Origin of the sequence: Streptomyces viridosporus T7A (assembly GCF_008704515.1) — a bacterium.
Lineage (GTDB): Bacteria > Actinomycetota > Actinomycetes > Streptomycetales > Streptomycetaceae > Streptomyces > Streptomyces viridosporus.
Genome location: NZ_CP023700.1, coordinates 3,859,631 through 3,872,641, shown reverse-complemented (window position 1 = coordinate 3,872,641; position 13,011 = coordinate 3,859,631). Strand labels below are relative to the sequence as shown.

The window sequence follows — 13,011 nt, the reverse complement described above, 5'->3', positions numbered from 1 at the left end:
GCCGCGGAGACGGTGCCGGTGCCGCGCACGAGGGAGCACGGGGGAGCACGGGGGAGCACGAGGGAGGAGGAACCGCACCGCCGTCCCGCCGGACCCGCTCCGCCGCGCCGCCGGCGGAGGGCGCCGGCGGCGCGGGACACCGGCGCGGGGGCATCCTGAGGGCATGACGGGCAGGACGGATCTCCGGGAACTGCGGGCCGGGCTGGCGGCGGCCGTACGCGGTGAGGTGGACTTCGGCACGACCGCGCGGGCGCTGACCACCATGGACGCCTCCAACTACCGCCGGGTGCCGCTGGGCGTCGTCTCCCCCCGGGACGCCGACGACGTGGCGGCGGCCCTGTCGGTGTGCCGGACGCACGGCGTCCCGGTGGTGGCGCGCGGCGGCGGCACGTCGATCGCGGGCCAGGCGACCGGCACCGGAGTGGTGCTCGACTTCACCCGGCACATGAACCGCCTGCTCTCCCTCGACCCCGAGGCCCGCACGGCCGTCGTCCAGCCCGGGCTTGTCCTCGACCGGCTCCAGGAGGCCGCCGCCCCGTACGGCCTGCGCTTCGGGCCGGACCCCTCCACGCACAGCCGCTGCACCCTCGGCGGCATGATCGGCAACAACTCCTGCGGGTCCCACTCCGTCGCCTGGGGGACGACCGCGGACAACGTGCGGGAACTGTCGGTGCTCACCCCGCGCGGGGAGCGGCTGCGGCCCGGGCCGGGGTGGGCCGGCGCCCCGGCGGGACTGCGGGAGCTGGTCGACGGCGAACTGGCCCGCCTGCGCACCGGCTTCCCGGAGCTGCCCCGCCGGATCTCCGGCTACGCGGTGGACGCCCTGCTGCCCGAGCGGGGCGCCGACGTCGCCCGCTCCTTCTGCGGCTCGGAGGGCACGCTGGGCGTGCTGACGGAGGCGGTCGTGGACCTCGTGCGGGCGCCGCGCGCGCGGGCGCTCGCCGTGCTGGCGTACGCCGACGAGAGCGGGGCCGCCGAGGCGGCGGCCGGACTGCTGGAGCAGCGACCGCTGACGGTGGAGGGCATGGCGGCGGACCTGGTGCCCTCCGCCGCGGACCTCCCGCGCGGCGGGGCCTGGCTGTTCGTGGAGACCGGCGGGGAGACGGAGGCGGAGGCCCGCGCGCGGGCGGAGGCGGTCGTCCGCACGGCGGACGTCCTGGACGCCCTGGTGGTCACCGACCCGGCCCGGCAGCGGGCCCTGTGGCGGATCAGGGAGGACGCGAGCGGTACGGCGACCCGGATGCCGGACGGCACGGAGGCCTGGCCCGGCTGGGAGGACTGCGCGGTGCCGCCCGCCCGGCTCGGCGCCTACCTGCGGGACTTCCGGCGCCTGCTGGCCGACCACGGGCTGCGCGGCACCCCGTACGGGCACTTCGGGGACGGCTGCGTCCACGTCCGGATCGACTTCGACCTGCTGACCGGGCCGGGCGTCGCCCGCTTCCGGCGCTTCTCGGAGGACCTCGCCGACCTGGTCGTGGCGCACGGCGGCTCCCTGTCCGGGGAGCACGGGGACGGGCAGGCGCGGGCCGAACTGCTGCCGCGCATGTACGGCGCCGGGACGGTCGCCCTCTTCGCGCGGGTGAAGGGCGTCTGGGACCCGGACGACCTGCTCAACCCGGGCGTGCTGGTCCGCCCCGCGCCCCTGGACGCGAACCTCCGCTTCTCCGCCCTGCCGCGCGGTCCGGTGGACGTGGCCTTCGGCTACCCGGCTGACGGCGGCGACTTCTCGGCGGCGGTGCGCCGCTGCGTGGGGGTCGCCAAGTGCCGTACGGCGTCCGCGTCGGGGCCGGCGGTGATGTGCCCGTCGTTCCGGGCGACGGGCGAGGAGGAGCACTCCACGCGCGGGCGCGCCCGTCTGCTGCACGAGATGCTCGCCGGTGAGCTGGTGACCGACGGCTGGCGGTCCACGGAGGTGCGGGACGCGCTGGACCTGTGCCTGTCCTGCAAGGGCTGCCGTTCGGACTGCCCGGTCGGGGTCGACATGGCCACGTACAAGGCGGAGTTCCTGCACCACCACTACGCGGGTCGCCGCCGCCCGGCCGCCCACTACGCGATGGGGTGGCTGCCGGTGTGGCTGGCCTGGGTGGCGCGGACCGGGTCGGCGGCCCTGGTCAACGCGGGGGCCTCGGTGGGGCCGCTCGCGCGGGCGGCGAAACGGCTGGGCGGGATCGCGCCGGAGCGGGAGATCCCGCGGGTGGCCGGGGAGACGTTCACCCGGTGGTGGCGGGGGCGGCGGCCCGCCGCGCCCCCGGGGGACGGCCCGCTGGTGGTCCTCTGGCCGGACACCTTCACCGAGCACCTGTCGCCCTCCGTGGGCCGGGCGGCCGTACGGGTCCTGGAGGCGGCCGGGCTGCGGGTGGCGCTGCCCCCGACGCTGCGGATGCGGGGACGTCCGGTGGGCGACGGGCGCTCGCGGTCGGCGGCACGGCTGCTGACGGCGCGCCGGGGCCGGGTCTGCTGCGGGCTGACGTACCTCTCCACGGGCCAGCTCGACCGCGCCCGCGTGGTGCTGCGCCGCACGCTCGACCTGATGGAACCGGTGCTGGCCGCGGACGCCCCGGTGGTCGTCCTGGAGCCGAGCTGCGCGGCGGCCCTGCGCACGGACGCCCCGGAGCTGCTGCACGACGACCCGCGTGCGGCCCGGCTGGCCGCACGGGTCCTGACCTTCGCGGAGGCCCTGGAGCGGCACGCGCCCGACTGGACCCCGCCTTCGCTGGACCGCCCCGTCGTCGGCCAGACCCACTGCCACCAGCACGCGGTCCTCGGCAGCGCGGCCGACCGCCGGCTGCGCGCGGCCGCCGGCCTCACCGGCGAGCTGAGCGGCGGCTGCTGCGGCCTGGCGGGCAACTTCGGCTTCGAGCGGGGCCACCACGAGGTCTCCACGGCCTGCGCGGAGGAGCACCTCCTGCCGTCGGTGCGGGAAGCACCCGAGGACGCGGTGGTCCTGGCCGACGGCTTCTCCTGCCGGACGCAGCTCGAGCAGCTGGCGGGGGTGCGGGGGCGGCACCTGGCGGAGGTGCTGGCGGCGGCCCTGGACGGAACCGGGACGGAGGACGGGTGACGGTCGCCGTCACGGCACGGTCTCGCCCCGCACCAGCGGGTGGCACACCGGCTGGACGTCCTCGGGGAGGTCGTCCGGGCGGCACCAGCGGGCCTCCAGGATCTCGAAGGGGTCCAGGCGCAGCTCGCCGCCGAGCAGGCGGGCCTCGTAGGCTATTTCCAGACGGGTGCGGAAGCCGCTGTTCAGCATGACGAGGCGGCCCGCCTCCACGTCGAGGCCGGTCTCCTCCTTGACCTCGCGCACCACGGTCTGCCGGAAGTCCTCGCCCTTGTGCGCGAAGCCGCTCGGCAGGCCCCACTGCCGGCCCGGCGGCCACATCCGGTGCCGGAGCAGCAGGACCCGGCCTTCGTCGTCGCGCACGACGCCGGTCACACCGACCACGAACTTGGCGTTCAGGAGCCACATGAGACGGCTCTGAACAGGGCGCAGGAGTCGCCAGAGACGGGCAAGGAGTCGTCGCACGGGACCTCGGGGGTGGAGCGGGAACGGACGGGGACTTCCCCGGTGGGAACGGTACCCGTCCCGTCGTCTTCCCCGGGCGGCGCGGTTCACCGGCCGCGGTCCCCGTGGACGGACCCGTGGACGGACCCGTGGGCCGGTCCACGTGATGGACGATTTTGACTGGACGGGGCGAGAAGCTCATTGTCAGGTATGTAAAAGCTGCACACTCCTGACTTGGTTCATTGACCTGGACCGAACAGTGCATGGTGATGTACAGAACGGAAGAGAGTTCCCCGCACCCCGCGGCGAGCTGCCACCCCCCGGCATCGATTCCCTGGAAGGCCCCGTGACCACCCCCAGCGCCGCCACCCCGTCCACCCCGGCCGCCGCCTCCGCGACGGGCCCCGGCCCCGCGCCCGCGCCGGACGGCGCCCCGCGCGGGCGAGGTCCCCTGGGGCCGGTGGGGCTGGTCCTCGCCGGAGGGATCTCCGTGCAGTTCGGCGGGGCCCTCGCGGTGATGCTGATCCCCCGGGCCGGTGCGCTCGGGGTGGTGACGCTGCGCCTGCTGGTGGCCGCGATCGTGCTGCTGGTGGTGTGCCGGCCCCGGCTGCGCGGGCACTCGCGCGCCGACTGGGGCACGGTGATCGTCTTCGGTGTCGCCATGGCCGCGATGAACGGGCTCTTCTACCAGTCGGTCGCGCGCATCCCGCTGGGTCCGGCGGTCACGCTGGAGGTGCTCGGTCCGCTGGCCCTGTCCGTCCTGGCCTCCCGACGCGCCGTCAACCTCGTCTGGGCCGCGCTGGCCCTCGCCGGCGTGTTCCTCCTCGGCGGCGGGGGCTTCGACAGCCTCGATCCCCTGGGTGTCGTGTTCGCGCTGGGCGCCGGCGCCATGTGGGCGGCCTACATCGTCTTCAGCTCCCGTACCGGCCGCCGTTTCCCGCAGGCCGACGGGCTCGCCCTCGCCATGGCGGTCGGCGCGGTGCTGTTCCTTCCGCTGGGCATCGCCGAGTCGGGGACGAAGCTGCTGGACCCGGTGACGCTCGCGCTCGGCGCCGGAGTGGCCCTCCTCTCCTCCGTCCTGCCCTACACCCTCGAACTCCTCGCCCTGCGCCGCCTGCCCGCGCCCACCTTCGCCATCCTCATGAGCCTGGAGCCCGCCATCGCCGCGGCGGCCGGTTTCGTCATCCTCGACCAGGCCCTGTCCGCGCTCCAGTCCGCCGCCATCGCGCTGGTCATCGCGGCCAGCATGGGCGCGGTGCGGACGCAGGCGGGACGACGCCGGACCAAGGCGCTCCCGGGCCTGCCCCCGGGCCCGCGGCGTCCCCGACCGGGCAAGAGGTGATCCGCACCGCATAGGCTGCGGACCTGGTCAACTCATCGGGATCAAGGGGAGGGAACCGATGACTCACCCGGCCGAGGTCTTCCAGCCCTTGCAGGACGACGACCCGCGCACGGTGGCCGGTTACCGCCTCGCCGCCCGGCTCGGCGCGGGCGGCATGGGCCGGGTCTACCTGTCGCACACCCCGGGAGGCCGGCCGGTGGCCCTCAAGGTCGTACGGTCGGAACTGGCCGACGACCCGGCCTTCCGGCGACGTTTCGGCCGGGAGATCAGGGCGGCCCGGACGGTGAAGGGCGCGTACACCGCCGAACTGATCGACGCCGACCCGGACGGCACACCGCCCTGGCTGGCCACGGTGTACGTGCCCGGCCCCTCCCTGACGGAGGCCGTCGCCCGGCGCGGACCGCTGCCGGTGCCGGCGGTGCTGTGGCTGACGGCGGGGGTCGCCGAGGCGCTGCAGGTCATCCACGGCGCGGGGATCGTGCACCGGGACCTGAAGCCGTCGAACGTGCTGCTGGCCGCCGACGGGCCGCGGGTGATCGACTTCGGCATCGCGCTGGCCGCCGACGCCACCGCGCACACCGCCACGGGCGCCGTCATCGGCACGCCGCAGTTCATGGCCCCCGAGCAGGCGACCGGGGACGAGGTCACGGCGGCGACCGACGTCTTCGCGCTCGGCCAGACCGCGGCGTTCGCGGTGCTGGGCGAGCCGCTGTACGGGGAGGGCTCCTCGGCCGGCGTGCTGTACCGGATCGTGCACTCCCGACCCGACCTGTCCCGCCTGCCCGAGCAGCTCCGTCCGCTGATCGCCCGGTGCCTCGCCGCCGAACCGGAGGAGCGGGTCACCCCGGCGGAGGTCGTCGAGTGGTGCCGGCGGGAGTTGGGCCGGGACGCCGACGCGGGCGCGGGCCCGGCCGTCTGGCGGGAGGTCGCGGGGCCGGAAGTGGCGGTTCCGCCGCCGGTCCCGGAGCCGTCCCCGGATCCCACCGCGGTGCGCACGCGGCCGTTGCTCGCCCCGCGAGGGCCCGCCGCCCCGGGGCCGGCCGGCCCGCAGGGGCCGAGCGTGCCGCGGGGGCCCGAGGAGCGGCGGACCCGCAGGAGACGCTTCGCCCTGGGCGCGGTCGCCGCCCTGGCCGCGGGCGGGCTGCTGCTCGCGGCGGCGTGGACGCTCATGGACGCGACGGACCGGAACGGCGACCGCGACCGGGACACGGCCGCGACCGCGTCCGGGACGCCCGGCCCGGCGGAGCGGTCGGCGGCGTCCGGGGAGGCGGCGTCGAAGGGGGAGGCCGGGGCGTCGGAGGGCCCGGGGTCCGCCGCGCCGGGCACCGGGGCCGACGGCGCCGCGGGCGCGTCCGCGACGCCGCGGGCCCACGCCTACCCACCCCTGATGCTCAACGGCGAGAACTCGGCCAGCACCAGGAGCGGGAACCAGCGCGAGGACCGCGAAGGGGACATCCGCTTCGACTGCTCGCAGGGCAGTTGCGCGCTGGAGAGCGACACCAGCGTGTTCACCCTGGTGCCCGGGGATCCGGGCGCCACGTACGAGACGTGCCGTCTGCTGACCTCCGAGGACGACGGCCACCGCCTCCCGCTGGCCGCGGTGGCGGCCGGGAGCGAGATCTGCGTCAAGAACCGCCAGGGGGACATCGCGCTGCTCGTCGTCCAGGTGAAGTCGACCGCCCTGCCGGACATCGGCTTCCTGACCGCGGACATGACGGTCTGGCGGGCGGAGTCCGGCTGAGCCCTCGGGCACGTCCGGAACCGGATCGCCCACCTCGCCCGAGCGGCCCCCGGACGCAGGGGCCCCGGACGTAGGGGACCCCGGACGTAGAGGCCCCCGGACGCAGGGGCCGCTCGGATGCAGCGCATCGTGCGGAGCGCATGCGAGCGGGACGTGCGGACCATTCCTGATCCAGGGGCGGCGGATCGGTGTACCGCGGAGCACCCCGCCCCGCCGCTTCCCGCCCCGCCCCGCCGCTTCCCGCCCCGCCCCGCCCCTTCCCGCCTCGCCGCTTCCCGCCCCACCCCTTCCCGCCGCGCCCTGTGCCGCCGTCGACCGGGCTGGGCGGCGGAAAAATACATGCAAGCATGCTTGCTTGTTTCGTGACGGGCTGCCATGCTCCACGCGACCGCGCCGCACACCGCCGTCCCCCGAGGGGAGCGCCCCGTGTCCGATCCGACGCCCGTGATCGACGATCTGCGTGAGGAGAGCGAGGAGCTCGACCGGCTGGTGGCCGGGCTGGGCCCGGAGCAGTGGGCGCGCAGGACGCCCGCCCCGGGCTGGACCGTGGCCCACCAGATCGCCCACCTCGCCTGGACCGACCACTCGGCGCTGCTCGCCGTCACGGACGCGGACGGCTTCCGCGAGCTGGTCGAGGGCGCCCTCGCCGCCCCGCAGAGCTTCGTCGACGACGGAGCCGAGGAGTACGCCCGGTCCGCGCCCGACGCGCTGCTCGCGCGGTGGCGCGAGGGGCGCGCGGCACTGGAGAGGGCGCTGCGGTCGGCACCGCCCGGGGCGCGCTTCCCCTGGTACGGGCCCCCCATGTCGGCCGCCTCCATGGCGACGGCCCGGCTCATGGAGACCTGGGCCCACGGCCTGGACGTGGCCGACGCGCTCGGTGCGGTGCGGCCGCCCACCGACCGGCTCCGGCACGTGGTGCGGCTCGGGGTGCGCACCCGCGACTTCGCCTACGGGGCGCACGGGCTCACCCCGCCCGCCGACCCCTTCCGCGTCGAGCTCGTCGCCCCGAGCGGTGAGCTGTGGACCCACGGCCCCGAGGACGCCCCCCAGCGCGTCACCGGCCCCGCACTCGACTTCTGCCTCCTGGTCACCCAGCGCGCCCACCGCGCCGACCTCGCCCTCACCGCCGACGGCCCCGACGCCGACCGCTGGCTGGACATCGCCCAGGCCTTCGCCGGACCGCCCGGCGCCGGGCGGACGCCGAAGGGGGGCGCCGCGTGACGGCCGCGCCCCTGCGCGTCGGCAACTTCTCCGGCTTCTACGGCGACCGCGCCGACGCCCTGCGCGAGATGCTCACCGGCGGCGAGGTCGACGTCCTCACCGGCGACTACCTCGCCGAACTGACCATGCTCATCCTGGCCCGCGACCGGCTGAAGGACCCCGCCGCCGGATACGCCCGCACCTTCCTGCGGCAACTGGAGGAGACCCTCGGCCTCGCCCACGAGCGGGGCGTGCGGATCGTCACCAACGCCGGCGGGCTCCACCCGGCCGGGCTCGCCGACGCCGTGCGCCGGCTCGCCGACCGGCTCGGACTCCCGGTGCGGGTCGCCCACGTCGAGGGCGACGACCTCACCGCGCGGCACCCCGGCAGCCTCGCCGCGCACGCCTACCTCGGCGGCTTCGGCATCGCGGCCTGCCTGCGCGGGGGCGCCGACGTCGTGGTCACCGGGCGGGTCACCGACGCCGCCCTGGTCACCGGACCCGCCGCCGCGCACTTCGACTGGGCGCCGACGGAGTACGACCGGCTCGCGGGGGCCGTCGTCGCCGGGCACGTGCTGGAGTGCGGGACGCAGGCCACCGGGGGGAACTACGCCTTCTTCGGCGAACGCCCCGCGGACGTCCGGCGGCCCGGCTTCCCGCTCGCCGAGATCCACGCCGACGGCAGCAGCGTCATCACCAAGCACCCCGGCACCGGCGGCTTCGTCGACGTCGGCACGGTCACCGCCCAGCTGCTGTACGAGACGGGCGGCGCCCGGTACGCCGGCCCCGACGTCACCGCCCGGCTGGACAGCGTGCGGCTCGGCCAGGACGGGCCCGACCGGGTGCGCGTCGAGGGGGTGCGGGGGGAGGCGCCGCCGCCCGTGCTCAAGACCGGGATCAACCGGCTCGGCGGCTTCCGCAACGAGGTGGTGTTCGTCCTCACCGGACTCGACGTCGAGGCCAAGGCGGAGCTGGTGAAGGAGCAGATGGGCGACGCGCTCGCCAAGGCGCCGCCCGCCGAGGTGCGCTGGGAGCTGGCGCGCACCGACCGGCCCGACGCCGGCACCGAGGAGACCGCGAGCGCGCTGCTGCGCCTCGTCGTGCGCGACCCCGGCCAGGAGGCGGTCGGGCGGGCGCTGAGCGGGGCCGCCGTCGAACTGGCGCTGGCGAGCTACCCCGGCTTCCACGTCCTGGCGCCCCCGGGGAAGGGCTCCCCGTACGGGGTCTTCGAGGACGCGTACGTCCCCCAGGACGCCGTCGACCACGTGGCCGTCCTCCCCGACGGGCGCCGGGTCGCCGTGCGGCCGCCCCACCGCACCCGCGCCCTCGAGGACGTGCCCGGACCCGCGCTCCCCGAGCCCCTGCCCGCGGGACCCGTGCGCAGGGCCCCGCTCGGGCTGCTCGCCGGCGCCCGCAGCGGGGACAAGGGCGGGAACGCCAACATCGGGGTCTGGGTCCGCGGCGACGACGCCTGGCGGTGGCTCGCGCACGAGCTGACCGCCGAACGGCTGCGGGAGCTGCTCCCCGAGACCCGCGACCTGCCCGTCACCCGGCACCTCCTGCCGAACCTGCGCGCCGTGAACTTCGTCGTCGAGGGCATCCTCGGCGAGGGCGTCGCCGCACAGGCCCGTTTCGACCCGCAGGCCAAGGCGCTCGGCGAATGGCTGCGCTCCCGCCACCTGGACATCCCGGAGGTCCTCCTGTGACCGTCCTCGACTCCGCCCTGGACACGGCCGGCCCCGAGTACCGGGCCGCCCGCGAGGCCATGCTCGCCAAGCTCGCCGACCTCGACGCCGAGCACGCCAAGGCCCTCGCGGGCGGCGGCGAGAAGTACGTCGAGCGGCACCGGGGGCGCGGCAAGCTGCTCGCCCGCGAACGCGTCGAGCTGCTCCTCGACCCCGACACGCCCTTCCTGGAACTGTCCCCGCTGGCCGCGTGGGGCAGCGAGTACGCGGTCGGCGCCTCCCTGGTCACCGGCATCGGCGTCGTCGAGGGCGTGGAGTGCCTGATCACCGCCAACGACCCGACCGTGCGCGGCGGCGCCAGCAACCCCTGGAGCCTGAAGAAGGCCCTGCGCGCCAACGACATCGCGCTCGCCAACCGGCTGCCCGTGATCAGCCTGGTGGAGTCCGGCGGCGCCGACCTGCCCTCCCAGAAGGAGATCTTCATCCCGGGCGGTGCCATTTTCCGGGACCTGACCCGGCTGTCGGCGGCCGGCATCCCGACCGTCGCCGTCGTCTTCGGCAACTCCACGGCCGGGGGCGCGTACGTCCCCGGCATGTCCGACCACGTGATCATGGTCAAGGAGCGGGCGAAGGTGTTCCTCGGCGGCCCGCCACTGGTGAAGATGGCCACCGGGGAGGAGAGCGACGACGAGTCCCTGGGCGGCGCCGGGATGCACGCGCGGGTCTCGGGCCTCGCCGACCACTTCGCCGTCGACGAACCGGACGCGCTCCGCCAGGCCCGGCGGATCGTCGCCCGCCTCAACCACCGCAAGGCGTACCCCGACCCGGGACCGGCCGCGCCGCCCAAGTACGCCGAGGACGAACTCCTCGGCGTCGTCCCCGGCGACCTGAAGATCCCCTTCGACCCGCGCGAGGTGATCGCGCGCATCGTCGACGCCTCCGACTTCGACGCGTTCAAGCCGCTGTACGGGACCAGCCTGACCACCGGCTGGGCCACCCTGCACGGCTATCCCGTCGGCATCCTCGCCAACGCCCGGGGCGTCCTCTTCAGCGAGGAGTCGCAGAAGGCCGCCCAGTTCATCCAGCTCGCCAACCAGCGCGACATCCCGCTGCTGTTCCTGCACAACACCACCGGCTACATGGTCGGCCGGGAGTACGAGCAGGGCGGCATCGTCAAGCACGGCGCGATGATGATCAACGCGGTCAGCAACTCGAGGGTCCCCCACCTCTCGGTGCTCATGGGCGCCTCCTACGGCGCCGGCCACTACGGCATGTGCGGGCGGGCCTACGACCCGCGGTTCCTATTCGCCTGGCCCAGCGCCAAGTCCGCCGTCATGGGCCCGCAGCAGCTCGCAGGCGTGCTGTCCATCGTCGCCCGGCAGTCGGCGGCGGCGAAGGGACGGCCGTACGACGACGAGGCGGACGCGGCGCTGCGCGCCCTGGTGGAGCAGCAGATCGAGTCCGAGTCGCTGCCGATGTTCCTGTCCGGGCGGCTGTACGACGACGGCGTCATCGACCCGCGCGACACCCGCACCGTCCTCGGCCTGTGCCTGTCGGCCATCCACACCGCGCCCTACGAGGGCGTGCGCGGTGGCTTCGGCGTCTTCCGGATGTGAGGCCCATGATTGCTTCCGTTCTTGTGGCGAACCGCGGCGAGATCGCCTGCCGTGTCGTGCGTACCTGCCGTGACCTGGGCATCCGCACGGTTGCGGTGCACTCGGACGCGGACGGGAACGCCCTCCACGTACGCGTGGCCGACACGGCGGTGCGGCTGCCGGGGACGGCGCCCGCCGACACCTACCTGCGCGGCGACCTGATCGTGAAGGCGGCCCTCGCGGCCGGCGCGGACGCCGTGCACCCCGGCTACGGCTTCCTCTCCGAGAACGCCGGCTTCGCGCGGGCCGTGCGGGACGCGGGCCTGGTGTGGATCGGGCCGCCCCCGGAGGCGATCGAGGCGATGGCGTCCAAGACCCGCGCCAAGGAGCTGATGGGCATCGAGCCCCTGCGCGAGGTCACCGAGGCGGACCTGCCGGTGCTGGTGAAGGCGGCGGCGGGCGGCGGCGGGCGCGGGATGCGCGTCGTACGGCGCCTGGCCGACCTCGACGCCGCACGGGCCGCCGCCCGCGCGGAGGCGGCGAGCGCCTTCGGCGACGGCGAGGTGTTCGTCGAGCCCTACGTGCAGGACGGACGCCACGTCGAGGTGCAGGTCCTCGCCGACACCCACGGCACGGTGTGGACGCTCGGCACCCGGGACTGCTCCCTCCAGCGCCGCCACCAGAAGGTGATCGAGGAGGCCCCGGCCCCCGGGCTGGCACCGGCCCTCACCGACGAACTCCACGCGCTCGCCGTGCGCGCGGCCCGCGCCGTCGGATACGTCGGCGCCGGCACCGTCGAGTTCCTGGTCGCCGGCGACCGGGCGCACTTCCTGGAGATGAACACCCGCCTCCAGGTGGAACACCCGGTCACCGAGGCCGTGTTCGGGATCGACCTCGTCGCCGAGCAGATCCGCGTCGCCGAGGGGCACGCCCTCGCGGCCGACCCGCCCCCCGCGCACGGCCACGCCGTCGAGGCCCGCCTGTACGCCGAGGACCCCGCCCGCGACTGGGCCCCGCAGACCGGCCGCCTGCACCGCCTCTGCGTCCCCGGCGCCGTCCGCCTGGACACCGGGTACACCGACGGCGACGACATCGGCGTGCACTACGACCCCCTGCTCGCCAAGGTCGTCGCGCACGCCCCCACCCGTGCGGAGGCGGTCCGCACCCTCGCCTCCGCGCTGGAGCGGGCGGTGGTCCACGGCCCCGTCACCAACCGGGACCTCCTCGTCCGCTCCCTGCGGCACCGGGAGTTCACGGAAGGCCGGATGGACACCGCCTTCTACGACCGCCACCTGACCGCGCTGACCGAGCCGGCCCCGGACCCGTACGCCCCGCTGGCCGCCGCCCTCGCCGACGCCCACGGCCGCTCCCGCTTCGGCGGCTGGCGCAACCTGCCCTCCGGGCCGCAGGTCAAGCGGTACGCCCTGGCGGGCGAGGAACACGAGGTCCGCTACCGGCACACCCGGGACGGGCTCGCGGCGGACGGGGTCCGGGTGGTGCACGCCGACGCCGGCCTCGTCGTCCTCGAGGTCGACGGCGTCCGGCGCCGCTACGAGATCGGCCGCTACGGGGACCGGGTGTACGCGGGCACCACCGCCCTCACCGCCCTGCCCCGCTTCCCCGAACCCGCCGCCCAGCACGCCCCGGGCTCCCTGCTGGCCCCCATGCCGGGCACGGTCGTCCGCGTCGCCGACGGACTGGCCGAGGGAGCCGCCGTCCGGGCGGGCGAGCCCCTGCTGTGGCTGGAGGCGATGAAGATGCAGCACAGGATCACGGCTCCGGTCACGGGCACCCTGGACGCCCTGCACGTGGCACCGGGACAGCAGGTGGAGGTCGGCGCCCTCCTGGCTGTCGTGGAGGCACACCCCACCCCCTAGGGGGTCGGACCGTGCCCGATGCGCGGCCGGCCGCACACGACCCGCACCCTCCCGACGACCTGAAGCCCC

The 13,011-nt window shown here is 75.8% G+C and carries 8 protein-coding genes; 7 read left to right on the top strand and 1 reads right to left on the bottom strand.

Going from position 1 to position 13,011, the window contains the following annotated elements; genetic code table 11:
• The first annotated feature begins 163 nt into the window (after positions 1 to 163).
• Positions 164 to 3,061 carry an FAD-binding and (Fe-S)-binding domain-containing protein gene (locus tag CP969_RS17790; RefSeq protein WP_016825749.1) on the top strand — a complete coding sequence of 966 codons (2,898 nt, stop codon included), beginning with the start codon at positions 164 to 166 and terminating at the stop codon, positions 3,059 to 3,061.
• A 9-nt stretch (positions 3,062 to 3,070) separates the two neighbouring features.
• On the opposite strand, the gene CP969_RS17785 is transcribed toward CP969_RS17790, so the two are convergent.
• Positions 3,071 to 3,523, bottom strand: coding sequence for an NUDIX hydrolase (locus tag CP969_RS17785; protein WP_026085088.1), 453 nt, complete (start codon positions 3,521 to 3,523; stop codon positions 3,071 to 3,073).
• A gap of 325 nt (positions 3,524 to 3,848) precedes the next feature.
• Between CP969_RS17785 and CP969_RS17780 the strand changes: the two genes are divergently transcribed.
• The 6 genes from CP969_RS17780 (at position 3,849) to CP969_RS17750 (ending at position 12,942) form a co-directional block, all read left to right on the top strand.
• On the top strand, positions 3,849 to 4,844 hold the full coding sequence (locus tag CP969_RS17780; protein ID WP_016825751.1) for an EamA family transporter: 996 nt from the start codon (positions 3,849 to 3,851) through the stop codon (positions 4,842 to 4,844).
• Between the two features lie 58 nt (positions 4,845 to 4,902).
• Positions 4,903 to 6,585 (top strand): serine/threonine-protein kinase, encoded by a 1,683-nt coding sequence (locus CP969_RS17775; protein WP_016825752.1) that lies wholly within the window; start codon positions 4,903 to 4,905, stop codon positions 6,583 to 6,585.
• Between the two features lie 426 nt (positions 6,586 to 7,011).
• Positions 7,012 to 7,806, top strand: a complete 795-nt coding sequence (locus CP969_RS17765) for a TIGR03084 family metal-binding protein (protein ID WP_004986670.1) — start codon at positions 7,012 to 7,014, stop codon at positions 7,804 to 7,806.
• Entirely contained in the window at positions 7,803 to 9,491 is a 1,689-nt protein-coding gene (locus tag CP969_RS17760; protein WP_016825753.1) for an acyclic terpene utilization AtuA family protein, read from the top strand. The genes CP969_RS17765 and CP969_RS17760 overlap by 4 nt, the downstream gene beginning before the upstream one ends.
• Positions 9,488 to 11,086 (top strand): acyl-CoA carboxylase subunit beta, encoded by a 1,599-nt coding sequence (locus tag CP969_RS17755; RefSeq protein WP_016825754.1) that lies wholly within the window; start codon positions 9,488 to 9,490, stop codon positions 11,084 to 11,086. The genes CP969_RS17760 and CP969_RS17755 overlap by 4 nt, the downstream gene beginning before the upstream one ends.
• A gap of 5 nt (positions 11,087 to 11,091) precedes the next feature.
• Positions 11,092 to 12,942 carry an acetyl/propionyl/methylcrotonyl-CoA carboxylase subunit alpha gene (locus tag CP969_RS17750; RefSeq protein WP_026085089.1) on the top strand — a complete coding sequence of 617 codons (1,851 nt, stop codon included), beginning with the start codon at positions 11,092 to 11,094 and terminating at the stop codon, positions 12,940 to 12,942.
• Positions 12,943 to 13,011 lie beyond the last annotated feature (69 nt).

Coding starts and splice junctions, on each gene's coding strand:
- CP969_RS17750 (WP_026085089.1), top strand. CDS start 11,092: ATGATTGCTTCCGTTCTTGTGGCGAACCGCGGCGAGATCGCCTGCCGT.
- CP969_RS17790 (WP_016825749.1), top strand. CDS start 164: ATGACGGGCAGGACGGATCTCCGGGAACTGCGGGCCGGGCTGGCGGCG.
- CP969_RS17775 (WP_016825752.1), top strand. CDS start 4,903: ATGACTCACCCGGCCGAGGTCTTCCAGCCCTTGCAGGACGACGACCCG.